The sequence below is a fragment of the Syntrophotalea acetylenica genome (genome assembly GCF_001888165.1).
Taxonomy (GTDB): Bacteria; Desulfobacterota; Desulfuromonadia; order Desulfuromonadales; family Syntrophotaleaceae; genus Syntrophotalea; species Syntrophotalea acetylenica.
In genome coordinates, this window is the sequence record NZ_CP015455.1 from 120114 (window position 1) to 138144 (window position 18031).

The following is an 18031-nucleotide window of genomic DNA, read 5'->3' on the forward strand; positions in this document are numbered from 1 at the left end:
GTTTGTCAGGCTGTAAACCTTTAAACCCGGTATCCGTCCTACCCTCAGAGTGTGATGCATTTGAGGGAGTGGCTATGAGTTACCAGAGCGCGGCAGCCGTCATGAATGTGGACAAAATCCCGGACCAGTCAGCTGATCAAGCCAGGGACAGGGAGTCCCTGCTTCTTGAGAGGATTCGCCTGGGTGATGAAAGGGCTTTCGCGCAGTTGGTCTCTGAGCACCTGTCGCAAGTGATCAACCTTGCCTACCGCATGCTGGGGGATCGTCAGGAAGCCGAGGATCTGTCGCAGGAAGCTTTTTTGCGGCTGCACCGCGCCCTGCCCTCGTTCCGTGGCGAGTGCCGGATCAAAACCTGGCTGTATCGTGTGGTATCCAGACTGGTCATCGATCATCTCCGGCGTGAAAAAGTGAAAAGGCGCATATTCTTTTTTCGCAAGGATGAGGATGCGCCGGACCCCGTTGCCGATTGCGCCGATCCCGGAGCTTCTCCCAGCGATCTGGTGCTGGGCGAGGAGGCTCGACAGCGCCTGTTCAGGGCGTTGTCGAGACTTTCCGCAAGGCAGCGGGCCGTTTTTGTCTTGCGTCATCAGGAAGGCCTTCCCCTTAAGGATATCGCCGAGGTGCTGCATTTGAAGGAGGGAACGGTCAAGGTCCATCTGCACCGGGCGGTGCAATGTTTGCGGCAGGAATTCAGCGACGAAGATGGGGTTCTATCATGAAACGTACGGTTAACTGCAACGACCAGGACCTGGTTCTTTTTCATTACGGAGATCTCGATGCCGAGACACGGCTGCGGGTGCGGGAGCATCTGACGCATTGCCATGCCTGCCGACTGAAACTTGCCGGACTGCGGGATGCGCTGGATCGCCTGCCGGTTCCCGAACTTTGCCTCTCCGAAGGGGAAAAACAGCGCTTTGCCGCGGTCATCAATGACCGTATTGCGCACAAGTCGCGGCCCAGGCAGTGGCTGTGGGGATCGGCTCTGGCGACCCTGGCGGTGCTTACGATTTGCCTGCGGATCCTGCCGGGAGGACCGGCAACCTTCACCGGGGGGGTGCCGAAATCGGCAACCGAAATCGGCATGTTGCAGGATATGGAGCTGTTGCAGAACCTGGATCTGCTGGAAAATCTCGATCTGCTTCAGGACTTCGATCGTATAGGGTAATGGCGGTCCGCCAGCGCTGATGACCAGACGCGGGGCTTCGGATCGACAGTGCGGGGAACAGCTGTTTCAGCATGGAAGCCGGGTGGTGGCATAATGACAAGGCATGGAATGAAAAACACATGGTGCTATATCCTGCTTGTGGCAGGATTGCTAATGGCCCCCATCAGCAAGGTCTGGGCACGGCAAGCCTGGCCTCAGGATGCGCCGTCGGCCTTTCTGGTGGCTGACGACGGCAGGCGTTGGGAGGATCTGACCCCGGAGCAGCGCCGGCAGTTGAAGGGCCGCTATCGCCAATACAAGGAAATGGCGCCGGATGAGCAGCAGCGCCTGCGGCAGAGGTACGACCAGTATCAGGACCTCCCCCCCGCCGAGCGCGAGCGTCTCAAGCAACGCATGGAGCGCTGGCAGAGACTTCCGGAAGATAAACGACAGGAAATCAAACAGCGCTATCAACGCTATCGTCAGTTGCCACCCGAAAAACAGCAGGAACTTCGAAAACAGTGGCGGGAACAGAAGAAACTCCCCCCGAGCAGCGGGACAAACGCCACAAACAGCCGCATCAGGAGTATTACCGGGACAGTCAACGGTAAACGATGGCCTGTCATTTTCAAAAAACGCCCCTGTGCGCGTGCAGGGGCGTTTTTTGTCTAAAAAGAAGGGGCGGGCTGAAGGAAAACCGGCACGCGGAGGTTTGGCCCTTTAAAAAGGCATCAAAAGGTTTTGCGGTCCAGCGAGCGGTACTGGATCGCTTCGGCCAGATGCTCCCGGCGGATCTGTTCCTGCCCGGCGAGATCGGCGATGGTGCGGGCCACCTTGAGAATGCGGGTATAGGTACGGGCGGAGTAGCCGAGCCGGTCGGTGACCATCTCCATCAGCTGTCGGCCCGGATCGTCGAGACGGCAGAAACGTCGCAGTTGCCTGCTGGTCATGTGAGCGTTGCAGACAATGTCCGATCCGGCGAACCGCTGCCGCTGGAGTTCGCGGGCGGCGTCGACGCGGGCACGGATGGCGGCACTGCTTTCCGCATCGGCGGGATTGGACAAGTCCCGGTGAGGAATGCGCGGCACTTCGACGTGCAGGTCGATGCGGTCGAGCAGCGGCCCGGACAGGCGCGAACGGTAACGCTGAATCATCTGCGGTGTGCAGCTGCATGACTGCAGGCTGTCGCCGAGATAGCCGCAGGGACAGGGATTGGTGGCTGCCACCAGCATGAAGCGGGCCGGATAGGTCAGGGTGGTGGCGGCGCGGCTGATGGTGACCTGGCCGTCCTCCAGCGGCTGACGCAGCATTTCCAGCACGTTTTTCTTGAATTCGAGCAGTTCGTCGAGAAACAGCACGCCGTTGTGGGCCAGCGAGACCTCGCCCGGTCGCGGCACCGTGCCGCCGCCGATCAGACCGGCATCGGAAATGGTATGGTGAGGGCTGCGGAAGGGGCGGCAGGCGACCAGCGCGTCCTGTCCCGGCAGCAGCCCCATGATCGAATGAATTTTGGTGGTTTCCAGGGCTTCGTCAAAACTCTGGGTGGAAAGAATCGATGGCAGGCGTCGCGCCAGCATGGTTTTGCCGCTGCCAGGCGGTCCCATCATCAGCAGATTGTGCTGTCCGGCCGCTGCCACTTCCATGGCGCGTTTAACGTGCTCCTGGCCGCGCACTTCAGCGAAATCGACATCCGGCATACTGTCGCGGGTGAACAGGGCGTCGACATCGACCTGGCAGGGCTCCAGGGGTTGGGCTCCGTTGAGAAAATCAACCAGCTGACCCAGGTCGCGCACCCCGTATATCGGCACGCCATCGACGATGGCGCCTTCGCGGGCGTTTTCTTCCGGCAGCACCAGCCCGGAGACGGACCATTGCCGCGCCGCCACCGCCACCGGCAGGGCGCCACGCACCGGTTTTATGCGCCCGTCAAGGGACAATTCACCAAGGAATGCCAGTGGTGCCTCCCGACGCTCCCGGATCACCCCGGTAGCGGTGAGGATGCCGATGGCCATGGGCAGATCGAAGGCCGCCCCGTCCTTCTTGATACCGGCCGGGGCCAGATTGATGGTGATGCGGCGTACCGGAAATTCGTAGCCGGAATTCTTGATAGCCGATTTGACCCGGTCTTTGCTCTCCTTGACGGCTCCCTCGGGCAGGCCGACGGTGGCGAATTGCGGCAACCCCTGGCTGATATCGACTTCCACCTCGACCGGATAGGCGTCGATGCCGAGCAGGGCGCCGGACAGAATCTTGGCAAGCATGGTTACTCCTTGAACGGTTGTTTTAGTCGGACCCCGACCGCAACCGGCAAGTACAACCTAACTACCCTGCCGCGCACTCAGGCGGTTATTTTTTCTGTTCGTCGAGAAATTTTTCCGCGGCAATGGCGGCCACCGCTCCGTCTCCGACAGCGGTTGCGATCTGCTTGAGCATCTTGTTGCGTACATCTCCGGCGGCGAAGACGCCGGGCATGGAGGTGCCACAGTTCGCATCGGTCATGATGTAACCGTCCTTGTTAAGTTCAAGGACATCGGCGAGGAAATGGGCCTTGGGGATCACCCCGATGGCGAAAAACACCCCTTCGAGATCCAGCGTGCGGGTCTCGCCTGAATTTTTGTTGCGGATTTCCAGTCCGGAAACACCGCGGTCGTTGCTCAGAACCTGCACCGGGAGGCTGTCCCAGACAACTTCGATCTTGTCGTTGGCAAAGATGCGCTCCTGCAGGATGCGGGTCGCCCGCAGGGCATCGCGGCGGTGGACAAGATAGACTCTGGAAGCGAAGCGGCTTAAAAACAGGGCTTCCTCCGCGGCAGTATCACCGCCACCGATCACCGCTACCGGCACATTGCGGAAAAATGCGCCGTCGCAGGTGGCACAATAGGACACGCCTCGTCCGACCAGTTCGTTTTCTCCGGGGATTCCGAGCTTGCGCGGTTCGGCGCCGGTGGCCACAATCACGGCACGCGCCTGCAGGATTTTGTCATCGACCGTTACTTCCTTGCTTGCCCCCCTGTCACGCAGTGCCTGCGCCTGTCCCTGCACGATGTGCAAGCCGAATTCCTGGCAGTGTTCATGAAATCGCTGCATCAGTTCAGGGCCGTCAACACCGCCGGGAAATCCGGGATAGTTCTCAATCTTGGTGGTCGTAATGACCTGTCCGCCGACCATCATGCTTTCGATCAATACTGTTTTCAGGTCGGCACGGGAGGCATACAGGCCTGCGGTAAGACCGGCCGGACCGCCTCCGATAATCAACACATCATAAAGGGTATCCTGCATCGTTTAACTCCTTGCGTGGACTTTTCCGGTCCATGGGACTGCTTTCAGGCATTTCGGCACAAAGATTCTCCAGCATGCGGCCATCCCTATATAGCACGCTGCTGCAAAAAAGGGAAACGCTTCGCCTTTCATCACGCAGCGTGGTGGCGTAATGAACTTTCTGTCATTTTTGCACCTCTGATCCTCTTGCCTTCTCCCGGATGCGGCGCTAAGATGACCGCTTTGAATGTCGTTGTCGGCCTTTTGGCTTTTTGCAATTATTGGGCAGGTTTCCATGGCACGAAAAGGTAAAACCAGAAGCAAGTCCAAAAAATCATATTCGTTTTCGGGGGTCTTGTGCTGGGTCCTGTGTTTTTTGGCGTTGCTGCTGGTTGTGGATCAGCTGGCGCTGCGTCTGCGGCTGTCATCGCCGTTGCTGCGGGAATTGCAGGACGGTTATCGCGAGTTTCGCAGCCGCCTGTCTGGGGCGCGCCCGCAACGGCCTCTGACCATTGAATCGATTATTGAAGAGGCCGATTCCCAAGGGGGGGGCGCTTCTGCCGAAGAGCCTGCGGGCAAAAGTTCCACCAATACGTCTCAAACACCGCCCCTGCATCCACGGTCGACGCCCGGTGCAGCTGATTACCAGGTAAAAACCCGACGTTACCTTTACGTTGATGCCGACGGAGAGCTGCATTTTGCCGATCGGATGGAGGATATCCCCGTGTCTCTGCGCGACGGTGCCCAGCCGTTGCGGGATTGATGCTGGCGCAAAAACCACTGCGCCGCGACATGTCATGCATGCCTTCGCACCTGAAAGACACCAGGACTTGCCTGATGCACTTTTTGACGGGTATTCAACCGCTTTCATCTTTTTTTGCGGAAACGTCGTGTCCCTGTCTCCGCATGCCCTTGCGCAGGCCGAAAAGGTTTGCTTCCCCGGCCGAAAACTGTTAAGTTCGCTCCATTGTCATACATACATAAATGAATGTATGCGCGGGGGCAAATCCATTGAGAATGCTTCATGGCAGCAGGCATGCCTGTCCCGATGGTGGCTGGATAAAATGGAACGATCCATGCAGAAATGTCTGCCCGTGCATCCATCTTGAAAATTGACGATTATCCCGCTTTTCCCATAGCGATATTTTGACGTTAGGAGTTACACCATGGCCGAAGAACTCGACGCTTTTTTGTCCCGTATCCATGATCAGGGCATCCGCCAGGCCGAGCAGGAGGCGGAAAAGATTCTGGCCGAAGCCCGTGCCAGGGCCGAGCATACCGTAAAACATGCGGAATTGAAGGCGGAGAAAATCCTTGCGCAGGCCGAAAAAGACGCGAGCCTGATGGTCTCTCACGGCAGGACCACCCTCAAGCAGGCGGCTCGCGATGTGCTTCTGGGGCTGCGCCAGCAGATGCAGGAGCGGATGCAGACGGTCGTCAGGACGTTCGTCGGTCAGGTTCTCGATACGGAGAAAACTGCCGAAATTTTAAGCGATCTGATCCGGGAGTATGTCAAAACAAACGGCAATGTGGCCGATATCAATGCCCTTGTGCCGCCCGGGCAGATCGAGACCCTGGAAAAAACCTTGCGAGCGGCGGTCGCTGAAAGTTTTCAGGGAAACATCGACATCCAGCCTCTGCCTTCCTTGTCGCAGGGATTCAAGCTGCATATCCAGGATCACCAGGTGACTTTCGATTTCAGTGACGAAGCGCTGGCGGAGGCTCTTGGCACACTGCTGCAACCGCAGCTCAACGCCCTGATACGCGACTAGGGGCCAATTCCATGGCGACGCAATACTACTATCTCATCACCTCTTTGCCCATGCTGCGTTTCGACGCGCCGGCGCCTTTTTCTTCAGCACGGTTTGTGCAAATGGTTGCCGAGCATGCGGGAAGGAAACTCGCGGAAGACCTCGGCGGACTCGACCTGTTGCCCTCCGGGCGTTGCAGCTGGGCCGCGGAGCGCTTCTGGAATGAGCGGGAAACCTACATCCGCAACTATCTTCTGCGCCACAGGACGGCGGATTCCGTCGAAACCGCTCGCTGGCTGCGGCCCTGCAAGGAGGTTTTTCCGGGACTCGATCACCAGATCAAGGAGGCCCTTGTAGCCGACAGTCCCCTTGAACGCGAACGTCGTCTCGATCTGCTGCGCTGGCAGATGCTCGATGAAGTGTTGCTGGGTCGCGAGTTCACGGCCGATGCTTTGATCGTCTACCGGGTGCGTTTGCTGCTTGTGGAAAAATGGCAGCGCCATGCGGTGGATAAAGGTCTGAAAACACTCGATGCCCTGGTCGACAAGGCGATAACCCAGGCACGCGCAAAGCGCACGGCTATGGAGACGAACCAACAGGACACTCTATGACTACGCAAACAACCCATGAAAAAATCGCGACCGGGGATCGTAAAACCGGTCGTGTTGTCGGTGTCAACGGCAACCTTGCCAGCGTGCGCTTTGACACTACGGTCATGCAAAACGAAGTCGCTTACGTGTTGGTCGGAAAAGACCGCCTCAAGGGCGAGGTCATCCGTGTGCGCGGCCAGGAAGCCGACGTGCAGATTTTTGAGGACACCCGAGGGATCACCGTTGGCGATGCGGTGACTTTTTCCGGCGAGCTGCTTTCCGTGCAACTCGGTCCCGGACTGTTGACCCGCGTTTTTGACGGCCTGCAGAATCCTCTGCCGCAGCTGGCGGAAGTCTCCGGATTTTTTCTGCAGCGCGGTCTCTATCTGGAGCCGCTGGATCACGAGCACCAGTGGCCGTTTACCCCCGGGGTCGAAGCAGGTCATACGGTCAGGGCCGGAGATGCGGTAGGAACGGTTCCGGAAGGACCGATCCTGCACCGCATCATGGTGCCTTTCGGCTGGACCGGCAGCTGGCAGTTGACCTGGGTGGCGCCATCCGGCTATCTGGCGGTCGATGCCCCGGTGGCGCGTGCCAGCAACGGTCGCGAGGAGCGGGAAATCACCATGGTGCAGGCCTGGCCGGTGAAGATTCCCATTGCGGCCTATCGTCAGAAACTGCTGCCCACAGAGCCGCTGGTGACCCAGACCCGCGCCATCGACACCTTTTTTCCGGTTGCCAAAGGGGGCACCTTCTGCATCCCCGGCCCGTTCGGTGCCGGCAAGACCGTTCTGCAGCATGCCTTGTCCCGCCACTCCGAAGTCGATGTGGTGATCGTGGCCGCCTGCGGCGAGCGTGCCGGCGAGGTGGTCGAGATTCTGACCGAGTTTCCGGAACTCGAGGATCCCCGCACCGGCCGCAGTCTGATCGACCGCACCATCATCATCTGCAACACCAGTTCCATGCCTGTGGCCGCCCGCGAAACCTCCATTTACACATCGGTTACCCTGGCGGAGTATTACCGCCAGATGGGGCTGCATGTGTTGCTGCTGGCGGACTCCACGTCGCGCTGGGCACAGGCACTGCGGGAAATGAGCGGCCGGCTGGAGGAAATCCCCGGCGAGGAAGCATTTCCCGCCTATCTCGAAACGCGCATTGCGCAGTTCTACGAACGTTCCGGGCTGGTGGAGCTGAACGACGGCAGCGTCGGTTCGGTCACCATCGGCGGGGCTGTCAGCCCGGCGGGGGCAACTTCGAAGAGCCGGTGACCCAGGGCACCCTGAAAGTGGTTGGCGGGTTTCTGGGCCTGTCGCGCGACCGCGCCAACGCCCGCCGTTATCCCGCCATCCATCCCCTGGACAGCTGGAGCCAGTACAAATCCGTGGTACATCACGAAACAGTCGGGCGCGCCCGGGATATTTTGCGTCAGGGGAATGAAATCCACCAGATGATGAAGGTCGTAGGGGAGGAAGGTACTCCGGTGGAAGACTTCACCGTGTACCTGAAAAGCGAATTTCTCGACGCGGTCTATCTGCAGCAGAACTCCTTTGACGATGTCGACGCCGCCTGCTCGGCCGAGCGGCAGAGCTATGTCTTCAAAAAAGTCCTGGCCGTCCTTGAAAGGGAATTTCCTTTTGCCAGCCACGCTGAGGCGCGCACCTTTTTATGAACCTGCGGCAGCGTTTTATCGACTGGAACTACACGCCCTGGGGGGGCAAGGCTTTCAAAGAGGGCGAGAAGAACATCGATGCCTTCCTGGAGGAAAAGAGGACCGCATGAAAAAGCTCTACCAGCATATCGTCAACATCAGCGGCAACGTCATCACCGTAAAGGCTCCCAATGTAGCCTATGGTTCTCTGGCGGAAGTCGTCAGTCCGGGCGGCAGCTCGCTTGGTCAGGTCATCCGGCTGGAGGGCGACATGGTGTCGCTGCAGGTTTTCGCCGGCAGCCGCGGCATTACCACCGACAGTCTGGTACGGTTTCTTGGCCGGTCGATGCGCGTATCCGCCTCCAATGGCCTGCTCGGTCGGGTGTTCAACGGCTCGGGACTGCCGCGTGACAACCGTCCGCCCCTGCAGGACAACGAAATCGAGATCGGCGGCCCTTCGGTCAATCCGTCCAAACGCATCGTGCCGAAAAACATGATCCGTACCGGCCTGCCGATGATCGATGTTTTCAATACTCTGGTAGAAAGCCAGAAACTGCCGATTTTTTCGTCTGCCGGCGAGCCTTACAATGCGCTTCTGGCGCGCATCGCCATGCAGGCCGAGGTGGATATCATACTGGTTGGCGGCATGGGTCTCAAGCACGATGACTACCTGTTTTTACGCCATACCCTGGAAGAACACGGCGCCCTGTCCCGATCGGTGCTGTTTATCCACACCGCCTCCGACCCTATCGTGGAGTGCATGCTGGTGCCGGATATGACCCTGGCCGTCGCCGAGCATTTCGCCGTCAACGAAAACAAACGGGTGCTGGTGCTGTTGACCGACATGACCAATTTCTGCGACGCCATGAAGGAAATCTCGATTACCATGGAGCAGATTCCCGCCAACCGAGGCTATCCCGGTGATCTGTACAGCCAGTTGGCTTCGCGTTATGAAAAAGCCGTCGATTTTGATGGCGCCGGTTCGGTTACCGTACTGGCCGTAACCACCATGCCCGGCGACGATGTCACCCACCCGGTGCCGGACAACACCGGCTACATCACGGAGGGGCAATTTTATCTGAAAAACGGGCGTATTGAACCCTTCGGTTCCCTCAGCCGACTCAAACAGCAGGTCAACGGTGCGACTCGCGCCGACCATCGCGCCCTGATGGACACCATGATCCGCCTGTATGCCGACTGCCGCGAAACCCAGGAGAAGCAGGCCATGGGCTTCCGCATGTCGGAATGGGACAGCAAACTGCTGAAGTATGGGAAGCTGTTCGAAAGCCGCATGATGGATCTGGCGGTAAACATTCCGCTGGAACAGGCTCTCGATACGGGATGGGAAATCCTGGCGGCCTGTTTCGATCCCGCGGAGACCGATATCAAATCCGAGCTTGTATCGACCTTCTGGCCGAAACGGACTGGCGGACGGGCCGCGGATAAAGGGTGATCGCATGGCCAAGATCAAACTGACCAAAACGGAACTGAAATCCCAGCGTGAGGCCCTGCAGCGCTACCGGCGCTATCTGCCGACCCTGCAGCTGAAAAAACAGCAGCTGCAAATGGAGGTGCGGGAAGTGCAAATGACCATGCAGCGTCTGGACCTGGAATCGGCGTCTGTCGAGGAGGGGGTTGGTCAGTGGGCGGAACTGCTCGCGGCCGCTTCGGCGGATCAGCTGGCCGACCTGTTCGATGTCGATCAGTGGCGCACCTCTTCCAGAAACATCGCCGGGATCAATATCACCGTTTTTGAAGAACTGATCATGGACGAGACGGAGTGCGACCTGTTCCTCGCTCCGCAGTGGCAGGAAGCACTGCTCAAGGCGGTAAAACAGCTGACGGTGTTGCGCCTGAAACGGCAACTGCTGGAGGAACAGCGTGACGCGCTGGAAAAGGAGTTGCGAGCGACCTCCCAGCGTGTCAACCTTTTCGAAAAAGTCAAGATTCCTGAGGCTATCGAAAATATAAGAAAAATCAGGATCTGCCTGGATGATCAGCAAACCACCGCAGTGGGTCGCGCCAAAATCGCCAAGGGCAAGTGCGCTGCACGCACCGTCGCCAACTGAGACATTCGCCACCCCATTTCGAGTCGGGATCCATTATGATCGAACCAATGAAAAAACTGTCCCTGGTCTGTCTGGAAGAGCACCGTGAGCAGACCATCGAGCAACTGGCGGAACTCGGCACCGTGCATGTTCATCCGGCGCAGCCACCCGACTCCGTACAGCTGGCCAGCCTGCGCAACAGGCATGGGCGTCTGGCGCGAGCCATGGCCGTTCTTGATAACATCGCCCCCGATGACCGTGCCGCCATCTGTGGCCAGAGTCCCGATGCCGAGGAGCTTTGCGCTTCGGTGATGGAGGCCACCGCCGAATGCAATACGCTCCAAACGCGCATCGACGCTCTGCATCTCGAACTCCAGGAGCTGCAGCCATGGGGTGATTTCGATCCAGAGACGATTGCCGCCCTGCGCAAGAACAACCTTGTTGTGGCCTTCGGAAAAAGCGCGGCCGGCCATCTGCCGGAGCTTCCGGAAGGCGCGGTTCTGCACAAAACGGCTACCTTCGGTCGTCAGGATTACTTCGTGGTGGTTGCCCCCGCGGGCACCACCTTGCCATTCACGCCGTTGCCTGTTTCGCAAACAACCAGTGCCCGGGAGTTGCGCAAGCAGCTGGCGGACAGCGAGCAGGCCCTGGCCGAGCAACACAGCCTGCTGGCCGCATTGACCAGCTGCAGCGCGGTGCTGCACGACGAACTGCGGCAGCTCGAGGCTGAAATCGCCCATTGTGTGGCCCGTGACGGGATGGGGCAAAAAGGCCGGCTGGCTTATCTGCAGGGCTACATTCCCGTCAACAAGGTCGACAGCCTGCGCGAAGCGGCGCGCCGCCAGGGCTGGGCCCTGCTGCTGAGCGATCCGGACCGGGCCGACAGATGCGTGCCGACGCTGGTCAGGCTGCCGCGCTGGGTCGAGCCGATCCGGCTGGTTTTTAAAAGCCTGGGCGTGATACCCGGCTACCACGAGATCGACATCAGCGCCTGGTTCCTGATCTTTTTCTCGCTTTTTTTCGCTATTCTTATCGGCGATGCCGGTTACGGAGCCGTGTTTCTGGTCGCTACCGTTGCCCTGCGGAAAAAATTTCCCAAAGCTCCGGCGCAGCCCTTCTGGCTGTTCGGTGAACTGGCGGTCTGCACCATTGTCTGGGGCGTTTTGTCCGGAACCTATTTCGGCTGGACCGGCGGCGGCAGAAACATTGCCGTGCTGGAGGCGTTGACCGACAGCATCCAGGTGCAGAAACTGTGTTTTCTGATCGGCGTGATTCACCTGGCCATCGCGCATATCTGGAATGCCCTGATGATCGGCTGGCGGGTACGGGCTATCAGCGAACTCGGATGGGTGCTGATTTTCTGTGGAAACTTTTTTCTGGCGGGACAGATGGTGCTGGGTCAGCAGGTGGCTCCGGGACTGCTCTGGTGGCTGTATGGTCCCGGGGCGCTGGCGGTGGTGCTGTTTTCCAGACCCAGCTTCAATCCGTTCAAGGCCGTTGCCGGCGGGCTGGGTTCGCTGGCCATGAACATCATCAACAGCTTCGTCGATCTGGTTTCATACATTCGCCTTTTCGCCGTCGGCGCCGCCACCGTCGCCGTCGCCCAGAGTTTCAACAGCATGGCTCTCGGTATGCAGATGCATCCGCTTCTCAAGGGGCTGGCGGTTGCCGTAATCCTGTTGCTCGGTCACGGGTTGAACATCGTACTATGCGCCATGAGTGTGCTGGTACACGGCATCCGGCTCAACATGCTGGAATTTTCCGGCCATCTGGGTATGGAATGGGCCGGCGTGCCTTACCGGCCGCTGGCAAAGCCCTCGCGTCGCAAACAGTCCTGACAGCCGTCAGATCTTATTCCGTCTTATCGAAGGAGAACCCAACATGAGTCCAGAAATCGCTCTTTCCCTCGCAAATTCCGGCGCAGCAGCGGCTTTTGCACTGGCTGCCATCGGTTCGGCGCTGGGCACCGGGGCCGCCGCCATGGCCGCCATCGGAGCCTGGAAGAAGTGCTATGCGCAAAGCAAGGCCGCCCCGTTTTTGCTGGTCGCCTTTGTCGGCGCTCCTCTGTCGCAAACCATTTACGGCATGATTCTGATGAATACCATCAAGGGTGCCGCCGGTTCCACGCCCGGCAATTGGCCAGCCAGCCTGTTCGCCGGCATTCTGGGCGGCATTGCAATGGGCCTGTCATCCTGGCTGCAGGGTCGCGCCGGTGCCGGCGCTTCGGATGCCCTGGCGGAAACCGGGCAAGGATTCGGCAATTACCTCATGGCCCTCGGCGTTATCGAGACCGTGGCGCTGTTCGTGATGGTGTTTATCGGCGGATCTCTGTAAACCGGCCCCACCCCCCCCTGCCCGGCTCCGTTTTTTCGCTGTCGCCGGGCAGGGGGAATCGCTCAGGTCAACACTCCATAGACATCGGGGCGGCGATCCTTCCAGGCCGGAATCGCCTGCCGGTAGGCCTGCTGCGCCTCTCCGTCGATTTCCGCAAGAATTTCACAAGGCTTATCTCCACCCTCGGCCGCTACTTCGCCGCGCGGCGATACGATCATGCTGTTTCCGAAAAAATCGAGTTTGCCCTGCATGCCGCAGTTGTTGGCCGCTACCATGAATACCTGGTTTTCAATGGCCCGTGCCTTTATCAGGGTTTGCCAGTGATCCTGGCGCGGCCTGGGCCACTGCGCCGAGAGGCAGATCAGGTCGGCGCCATCCAGGCTCAGGCGCCGGAACAGTTCGGGGAAACGCAAATCGTAGCATATGGCCACGCCGATGCGGCCTGCGGCCGTTTCCACCACCAAAGCAGTGTTGCCGGCGCGCATATAGCGGTTTTCGCACATCGGCGAAAACAGATGCAACTTGCGGTAACGACCTGCAATCCGCCCCCGGTCCAGCACAAAGGTGGTGTTGTAGACATCTCCGTCGCAATATTCCGGCAGGCTGCCGACCACAACCATGTCGAGAGCCGCCGGGTGTCGCGCAATCGTCTCCAGCACCTCGGGGGTTTTTTGCGCCAGTTGCCCCAGCGACCGGTAATCGAAACCGCTGCTCCACATTTCCGGCAATACCGTCAAGCAAACCTTATGGCGCCGCAACCGCTGCAAGGCGGCAAGGACGGCTTCCAGATTCCGCTCAATCTGCCCTGTGACGATATCGAATTGAACGGCTGCAACTTTCATTCTGCCGACCATGGCGTACCTTTCCGGCGTGGAAACAGCCAGTTTGCATCCGGGGTTTCCGGACGGATACCCGTTAGCCGACTGCTTCCTGTAAATGGGTTGGTGTCATTATGCGCGGATTATAGGATAGCGCTGTCGTCGACACAAGGTGCGGGCCTTGAATCAAACATGCGCGGCTGTTTGCATCGGAAGCTTGACGGTCAAAATAAAGCGTGCTAAAAATTCTCCACCGGCCGAGCCGGAGGCATCCAATCCCCTTGCCGATTATCTGACGGACGAAACAGGCATATCGACAGGTTGTTGCATAACTGCCGGTGAGAACGGGGATGTCTGTTTTTACCTTTCGAGATCGAGACAGTCCTCGAAGGGGTCTTTTCACCGTTCTGCTCATTCGCTTGATGTGCTTGTCAGCAGGCGGAAACTCCTTCCGGAAAGTTGTTCCATGACCAGGGTCGCGACTTTTTTCACCATGCTCGCCTTTTGGGCGATGCTGTCGGGCATGTTCGATGCCTTCCATTTTTCCCTGGGAGTTCTCAGTTGCCTGCTGGTTACCCTGCTAAGCCATAAGCTGCTGTTTTACGGTGAAAAAAAGCGCCGTTGGCTGCGAGGCACCATCGGCATCCTGCTGTATTGCCCCTGGCTGTTCTGGCAGATTGTCCTGGCCAACCTTGAGGTGGCCTATATCGTTCTTCATCCCCGCATGTATGACCTCATCGATCCACGTTTGATCCGTTTCAAGACCTTTCTTCGCCGCCCGATAACCAAGGTGACCTTCGCCCAGTCGATCACCCTGACTCCGGGCACCATCACCGTCAATATTCACGATGATGAATTCACCGTTTATGCCCTGACCCGCAATGCCGCCGCTTCCCTGCCTGGTGAAATGGAGCGTCGCGTCGGTCGGGCTCTTGAGTCGACCCTATGATGGAATATCTTTTTTTAGGCTGCGGCATCGTCCTGCTTTTGCTGATGGCCCTTTGTCTGGTGCGGGTCGTTGGCGGGCCCACGGTTTTCGACCGCATTCTCGGCGGCAACGTTATCGGCACCAAAACCACGGTTTTGCTGCTTATTATCGGCGTGCTCTACCGCAATGTTGCGATGTTTGTAGATATCGCCATCGCCTATGCCCTGCTTAATTTCATCGCCACCCTTGGTGCGGCCAAATATTTTCTGCGCCGTAAGCACATGCCGGGTGACTAGCCTTTCGAAAGGAGATCGGAAGTGCTCTGGATCACGGGTTTTCTGCTTGTCGCCGGCATCTTTTTCTTTGCCGTGGGGGTAGTCGGGGTGTTGCGTTTTCCTGATTTCTACACCCGGCTGCACGCGGCGGGCAAATGCGATTCCCTGGCTGCTGTGCTGGTGATTGCCGGCGTCGCTCTGTACAACCTGGTCGACTTTTCGCCGGCCAATCTGCTGGTAAGCCTCAAGATTCTGGCTATTGCGGCCTTCGTGTTCGTCGCCAGCCCTACCGCCACCCACGCGGTCACCGAGGCGGCTCTGATTATCGGCATGGAGCCCTGGACCAAAAAGGATGAACCGCAATGATCTGGGAGCTGGACCTGTTCATTCTGGCGCTGGTGGTCATCTGCGCCGTGGCCGCCATCAATACCCGTGATCTGCTTGGCGCCGTGGTGATTTTCGGCGTCTACAGTTTTCTCATGTGTCTTCTCTGGGCGGAAATGGGCGCCGTTGACGTGGCCTTTACCGAAGCGACGGTCGGCGCCGGGGTCAGCAGCGTCCTGTTTATCGCCGCCATCCTGCGCACAACAAGAAGGAGCAAGGATTGAAAACACTCGCTTTTCTCGCCACCCTGGCAACCGGCATCGTGCTGCTGTACGGTACCCGGGATTTTGCCGCCTGGGGAGACGCAGCTTCGCCCGCCAGCCGCCATGTGTCGCCGGTTTACATCCAGCAGGCGGTCAAGCAAACCCACGTTCCCAATATTGTCACCGCAATTCTCGGCGATTATCGCGGCTACGACACCATGTTCGAGACGGTGGTTATTTACTGCGCGGGTCTGGCGGTGATATGTGTGCTGCGGAGACAAAAAACATGAAACTGCTTCAGGAACGGACCCGGGACCGGCTGGCCGGCGAAGACCTTATCGTACGCACCGCCGTCAGGCTGCTGGTGCCTTTCATCCAACTGTTCGGTCTGTATGTCATTGTTCACGGTCATTACAGTCCGGGTGGGGGCTTCCAGGGGGGGTCATACTGGGATCGTCTTTCATCCTGCTGGCCCTGGCCTTCGATCTTCGCACCTCCCTGCGGTTTCTGTCGGTGCGGGTCAATGCCGTGCTCAGCAATGTCGGGGTCCTGATCTATACCGGCGTCGCCCTGCTCTGCGCTTTGGCCGGGGGCTGTTTCTGGATTACAGCGCGCTGGACAGGATCCTGCCTTTGGGGCCGGTTGCCTGGCGCTCCATGGGCATTTTCCTGGTGGAACTGGGCGTGGGCATCGCGGTGATGTGCATCATGGCATCGCTGTTCTGGGACCTTGGTTCCGGCGGCGAGATGGATGAGGGGCTCTGATATGGACCAGCTGCTGTCGGAAATCGTCGCCAAGTACAATTACTGGATTTACGTGGTGCTGATGATGATCGGTTTTTATGCCATGATCGGCAAACGCAATCTGGTGAAAAAACTGCTTGGCATGAACATCTTCCAGACCGCCATAATCCTTTTTTATGTCTCCATTGGCGGCAAACGGGGCGCCGGAATTCCCATCGTCGACAAGCATGCGGTCATGCTACACGGTGTTGATGCCAGCCGCATACTCAATCCCCTGCCCCATGTGCTGATGCTGACGGCGATTGTCGTTTCCGTCAGCGTCACGGGGGTGGCATTGGCCATCATGATCCGTATCCATCGGAAATTCGGCACCCTTGAAGAGGACGAAATTCTGGAGAAAATCGGCCAATGAACACGCCAAACATGCATCTCTACATATTGGCGGCGCCTCTGTTGTCAGCTTTTGCCGTTAATCTTCTCGGTCGTGTTTCCCGCGCCTGGATCGGACCTTTGATCCTTGCCGCCCTCGGGTTCTCGACTTTCGGCGCCCTGCTGACATTGCTGAGGGTGCTGCGTGATGGCGCGTACCGCTACACGGTCGGAAACTGGCAGGCTCCTTACGGCATCGAACTTGTCATAGACCCGCTGAGCGCTTTAATGCTGCTGCTGGTTTCTTCCGTGGCGCTGCTCGCCACCTGCAGTGCCCTGAAAAGCGTTCAGAACGAACTGCCGGGGCGGGAACATCTGTTTTTCACTCTGTACATGATTCTGGTGGCCGGCTTGCTCGGCCTGGTCCAGACCGGCGATGCCTTCAATCTCTACGTACTGCTCGAGATTACCGCCATCACCACCTATGGCCTCATCGCCATGGGATCCGACAGGGCGCCGCTGGCGAGTTTCAATTATATAATCATGGGGTCGATCGGTGCCTGCTTCTATCTGCTCGGTGTCGGGTACCTCTATATCCTCACCGGCACTCTGAATATGGCCGATATCGCGGGCATCCTGCCGGGGCTCAACGCGCCGGCCGCGGTTGCCACCGCCTTTGCGTTTCTGATGGTGGGCCTGTGGGTGAAGATGGCCCTGTTCCCCCTGCATGTCTGGCTGCCCAACGCCTACAGCCAGGCGCCGACCGGAGCTGGCGTGATGATCGCGCCGCTGATGACCAAGGTCACCGTCTATCTGATGATCCGTGTCATGTTCTCGATTTTCTCCCCCGGATATGAATTCATTCAGCATGCCGGGGTTCAGTCCCTGATCGTCTGGGCCGCATCCCTGGCGATATTGTGCGCGTCCAGCCTGGCGCTGGCGCAACGGGATCTGCGTCGCATGCTGACCTATATTCTGGTTGCTGAAGTCGCTTACATGGTGGGAGGCGTGTGGCTGGCCAACGGCACCGGCATGACCGGCGCCATTTTGCACATTGTCAACGACGCCATGATGACCCTGTGCTTGTTTCTGGCGGCAGCGGCCATTCTGTATCGCACCGGCAGCCTGGAGTTCGATCGGCTGCATGGCCTGTATCGCCGCATGCCCCTGACCATGGCCGCTTTTACGGTCGGGGCTCTTTCCATGATCGGCGTGCCCCCAACCTGTGGTTTCTTCAGCAAATGGTATTTGATTCTGGGTGCGGTGCGGGCCGGACACTGGGAATTCATGACGGCTCTGCTGATCAGCAGCCTGATCAATGCGGTGCTGTTTTTCCGCATTATGGAGCTGGCCTATTTTCAGCCGGTTGCAGGCTTGCAGGCTACCACGCAACAAGGTTCCGGCGAAGCCCCGCTGCCCATGCTCAGCCCCCTGCTGATATCCGCGATCGCGTTGCTGGCTCTCGGTTTCGGCTGCGGACCGCTGATCGAGAACGTAATTCGCCTGGCTCTGCCGCCGGGGTTCGCTCCCTGAAGAAA

The 18031-nt window shown here is 58.7% G+C and carries 21 protein-coding genes and 2 pseudogenes; 20 read left to right on the forward strand and 3 right to left on the reverse strand.

The features are described 5' to 3' along the window. Positions 1-74 precede the first annotated feature (74 nt). The 3 genes from A6070_RS00590 (at position 75) to A6070_RS00600 (ending at position 1816) form a co-directional block, all read left to right on the forward strand. Complete coding sequence (locus tag A6070_RS00590; RefSeq protein WP_072286587.1) at positions 75-719, forward strand: RNA polymerase sigma factor; 645 nt, start codon at positions 75-77, stop codon at positions 717-719. Next, the gene (locus A6070_RS00595; RefSeq protein ID WP_072286588.1) at positions 716-1165 is read left to right on the forward strand and encodes an anti-sigma factor family protein; all 450 of its coding nucleotides are present in this window, start codon (positions 716-718) and stop codon (positions 1163-1165) included. The genes A6070_RS00590 and A6070_RS00595 overlap by 4 nt, the downstream gene beginning before the upstream one ends. Before the next feature lie 108 nt (positions 1166-1273). Continuing rightward, positions 1274-1816 carry a DUF3106 domain-containing protein gene (locus A6070_RS00600; RefSeq protein WP_158513993.1) on the forward strand — a complete coding sequence of 181 codons (543 nt, stop codon included), beginning with the start codon at positions 1274-1276 and terminating at the stop codon, positions 1814-1816. A gap of 59 nt (positions 1817-1875) precedes the next feature. On the opposite strand, the gene A6070_RS00605 is transcribed toward A6070_RS00600, so the two are convergent. Further along, positions 1876-3405 carry a YifB family Mg chelatase-like AAA ATPase gene (locus tag A6070_RS00605; RefSeq protein ID WP_072286590.1) on the reverse strand — a complete coding sequence of 510 codons (1530 nt, stop codon included), beginning with the start codon at positions 3403-3405 and terminating at the stop codon, positions 1876-1878. An 85-nt stretch (positions 3406-3490) separates the two neighbouring features. Continuing rightward, a complete protein-coding gene (gene trxB, locus A6070_RS00610) occupies positions 3491-4423 on the reverse strand; it encodes a thioredoxin-disulfide reductase (protein ID WP_072286591.1) in 933 nt (310 codons plus the stop codon). A gap of 274 nt (positions 4424-4697) precedes the next feature. Here trxB and A6070_RS00615 point away from each other — a divergent pair, with 274 nt between their 5' ends. The 8 genes and pseudogenes from A6070_RS00615 to A6070_RS00650 all read left to right on the forward strand — a co-directional run bounded on the left by A6070_RS00615 (position 4698) and on the right by A6070_RS00650 (position 12773). Beyond that, complete coding sequence (locus tag A6070_RS00615; protein ID WP_145926389.1) at positions 4698-5165, forward strand: hypothetical protein; 468 nt, start codon at positions 4698-4700, stop codon at positions 5163-5165. 403 nt (positions 5166-5568) lie between these two features. Further along, the gene (locus tag A6070_RS00620; RefSeq protein ID WP_072286593.1) at positions 5569-6174 is read left to right on the forward strand and encodes an HrpE/YscL family type III secretion apparatus protein; all 606 of its coding nucleotides are present in this window, start codon (positions 5569-5571) and stop codon (positions 6172-6174) included. An 11-nt stretch (positions 6175-6185) separates the two neighbouring features. After that, positions 6186-6764 (forward strand): DUF2764 family protein, encoded by a 579-nt coding sequence (locus A6070_RS00625; RefSeq protein WP_072286594.1) that lies wholly within the window; start codon positions 6186-6188, stop codon positions 6762-6764. After that, positions 6761-8522: pseudogene (locus tag A6070_RS00630) on the forward strand (V-type ATP synthase subunit A). The gene A6070_RS00625 and the pseudogene A6070_RS00630 overlap by 4 nt, the downstream one beginning before the upstream one ends. Continuing rightward, on the forward strand, positions 8519-9844 hold the full coding sequence (locus tag A6070_RS00635) for a V-type ATP synthase subunit B (protein WP_072286596.1): 1326 nt from the start codon (positions 8519-8521) through the stop codon (positions 9842-9844). The pseudogene A6070_RS00630 and the gene A6070_RS00635 overlap by 4 nt, the downstream one beginning before the upstream one ends. Positions 9845-9848: 4 nt before the next feature. Beyond that, complete coding sequence (locus A6070_RS00640) at positions 9849-10460, forward strand: V-type ATP synthase subunit D (protein WP_072286597.1); 612 nt, start codon at positions 9849-9851, stop codon at positions 10458-10460. A gap of 35 nt (positions 10461-10495) precedes the next feature. Next, positions 10496-12277: a V-type ATP synthase subunit I gene (locus A6070_RS00645; RefSeq protein ID WP_072286598.1), complete on the forward strand. Its 1782-nt coding sequence runs from the start codon at positions 10496-10498 to the stop codon at positions 12275-12277. Between the two features lie 43 nt (positions 12278-12320). Further along, positions 12321-12773 carry a V-type ATP synthase subunit K gene (locus A6070_RS00650; RefSeq protein WP_072286599.1) on the forward strand — a complete coding sequence of 151 codons (453 nt, stop codon included), beginning with the start codon at positions 12321-12323 and terminating at the stop codon, positions 12771-12773. A gap of 62 nt (positions 12774-12835) precedes the next feature. Here A6070_RS00650 and A6070_RS00655 read toward each other — a convergent pair whose 3' ends face one another. Further along, complete coding sequence (locus A6070_RS00655; RefSeq protein ID WP_072286600.1) at positions 12836-13627, reverse strand: carbon-nitrogen family hydrolase; 792 nt, start codon at positions 13625-13627, stop codon at positions 12836-12838. 430 nt (positions 13628-14057) lie between these two features. Here A6070_RS00655 and A6070_RS00660 point away from each other — a divergent pair, with 430 nt between their 5' ends. The 9 genes and pseudogenes from A6070_RS00660 (at position 14058) to A6070_RS00690 (ending at position 18026) form a co-directional block, all read left to right on the forward strand. Next, complete coding sequence (locus A6070_RS00660) at positions 14058-14540, forward strand: Na+/H+ antiporter subunit E (RefSeq protein WP_072286601.1); 483 nt, start codon at positions 14058-14060, stop codon at positions 14538-14540. Next, positions 14537-14815, forward strand: a complete 279-nt coding sequence (locus A6070_RS00665) for a monovalent cation/H+ antiporter complex subunit F (protein WP_201257974.1) — start codon at positions 14537-14539, stop codon at positions 14813-14815. Before A6070_RS00660 ends, A6070_RS00665 begins: the two co-directional genes overlap by 4 nt. Before the next feature lie 21 nt (positions 14816-14836). Continuing rightward, entirely contained in the window at positions 14837-15160 is a 324-nt protein-coding gene (gene mnhG, locus A6070_RS00670) for a monovalent cation/H(+) antiporter subunit G (RefSeq protein WP_072286602.1), read from the forward strand. Then, positions 15157-15402, forward strand: coding sequence for a Na(+)/H(+) antiporter subunit B (locus tag A6070_RS00675; RefSeq protein ID WP_072286603.1), 246 nt, complete (start codon positions 15157-15159; stop codon positions 15400-15402). The genes mnhG and A6070_RS00675 overlap by 4 nt, the downstream gene beginning before the upstream one ends. After that, positions 15399-15671 carry a hydrogen gas-evolving membrane-bound hydrogenase subunit E gene (gene mbhE / locus A6070_RS15250; RefSeq protein ID WP_145926390.1) on the forward strand — a complete coding sequence of 91 codons (273 nt, stop codon included), beginning with the start codon at positions 15399-15401 and terminating at the stop codon, positions 15669-15671. Before A6070_RS00675 ends, mbhE begins: the two co-directional genes overlap by 4 nt. Then, a pseudogene (locus A6070_RS16615) lies at positions 15668-15936 on the forward strand (MnhB domain-containing protein); the annotation flags it as partial. The gene mbhE and the pseudogene A6070_RS16615, both read left to right, overlap by 4 nt. A 77-nt stretch (positions 15937-16013) precedes the next feature. Then, positions 16014-16145 (forward strand): hypothetical protein, encoded by a 132-nt coding sequence (locus A6070_RS16235; protein ID WP_269085278.1) that lies wholly within the window; start codon positions 16014-16016, stop codon positions 16143-16145. Between the two features lies 1 nt (position 16146). Continuing rightward, a complete protein-coding gene (locus tag A6070_RS00685; RefSeq protein ID WP_072286604.1) occupies positions 16147-16536 on the forward strand; it encodes a cation:proton antiporter subunit C in 390 nt (129 codons plus the stop codon). Then, on the forward strand, positions 16533-18026 hold the full coding sequence (locus tag A6070_RS00690) for a proton-conducting transporter transmembrane domain-containing protein (protein WP_083558592.1): 1494 nt from the start codon (positions 16533-16535) through the stop codon (positions 18024-18026). Before A6070_RS00685 ends, A6070_RS00690 begins: the two co-directional genes overlap by 4 nt. Positions 18027-18031: the final 5 nt, after the last annotated feature.

Bases quoted from the DNA above. Each gene is read 5' to 3' on its own strand.
- A6070_RS00660 (WP_072286601.1), top strand. From the start codon at position 14,058: ATGACCAGGGTCGCGACTTTTTTCACCATGCTCGCCTTTTGGGCGATG.
- A6070_RS00635 (WP_072286596.1), top strand. From the start codon at position 8,519: ATGAAAAAGCTCTACCAGCATATCGTCAACATCAGCGGCAACGTCATC.
- A6070_RS00615 (WP_145926389.1), top strand. From the start codon at position 4,698: ATGGCACGAAAAGGTAAAACCAGAAGCAAGTCCAAAAAATCATATTCG.
- A6070_RS00605 (WP_072286590.1), bottom strand. From the start codon at position 3,405: ATGCTTGCCAAGATTCTGTCCGGCGCCCTGCTCGGCATCGACGCCTAT.
- A6070_RS00645 (WP_072286598.1), top strand. From the start codon at position 10,496: ATGATCGAACCAATGAAAAAACTGTCCCTGGTCTGTCTGGAAGAGCAC.
- A6070_RS00685 (WP_072286604.1), top strand. From the start codon at position 16,147: ATGGACCAGCTGCTGTCGGAAATCGTCGCCAAGTACAATTACTGGATT.
- A6070_RS00625 (WP_072286594.1), top strand. From the start codon at position 6,186: ATGGCGACGCAATACTACTATCTCATCACCTCTTTGCCCATGCTGCGT.
- trxB (WP_072286591.1), bottom strand. From the start codon at position 4,423: ATGCAGGATACCCTTTATGATGTGTTGATTATCGGAGGCGGTCCGGCC.
- A6070_RS00655 (WP_072286600.1), bottom strand. From the start codon at position 13,627: ATGGTCGGCAGAATGAAAGTTGCAGCCGTTCAATTCGATATCGTCACA.
- A6070_RS00640 (WP_072286597.1), top strand. From the start codon at position 9,849: ATGGCCAAGATCAAACTGACCAAAACGGAACTGAAATCCCAGCGTGAG.
- A6070_RS00675 (WP_072286603.1), top strand. From the start codon at position 15,157: ATGATCTGGGAGCTGGACCTGTTCATTCTGGCGCTGGTGGTCATCTGC.
- A6070_RS00690 (WP_083558592.1), top strand. From the start codon at position 16,533: ATGAACACGCCAAACATGCATCTCTACATATTGGCGGCGCCTCTGTTG.
- A6070_RS00595 (WP_072286588.1), top strand. From the start codon at position 716: ATGAAACGTACGGTTAACTGCAACGACCAGGACCTGGTTCTTTTTCAT.
- A6070_RS00620 (WP_072286593.1), top strand. From the start codon at position 5,569: ATGGCCGAAGAACTCGACGCTTTTTTGTCCCGTATCCATGATCAGGGC.
- A6070_RS00600 (WP_158513993.1), top strand. From the start codon at position 1,274: ATGAAAAACACATGGTGCTATATCCTGCTTGTGGCAGGATTGCTAATG.
- A6070_RS00650 (WP_072286599.1), top strand. From the start codon at position 12,321: ATGAGTCCAGAAATCGCTCTTTCCCTCGCAAATTCCGGCGCAGCAGCG.
- A6070_RS00590 (WP_072286587.1), top strand. From the start codon at position 75: ATGAGTTACCAGAGCGCGGCAGCCGTCATGAATGTGGACAAAATCCCG.
- A6070_RS00665 (WP_201257974.1), top strand. From the start codon at position 14,537: ATGATGGAATATCTTTTTTTAGGCTGCGGCATCGTCCTGCTTTTGCTG.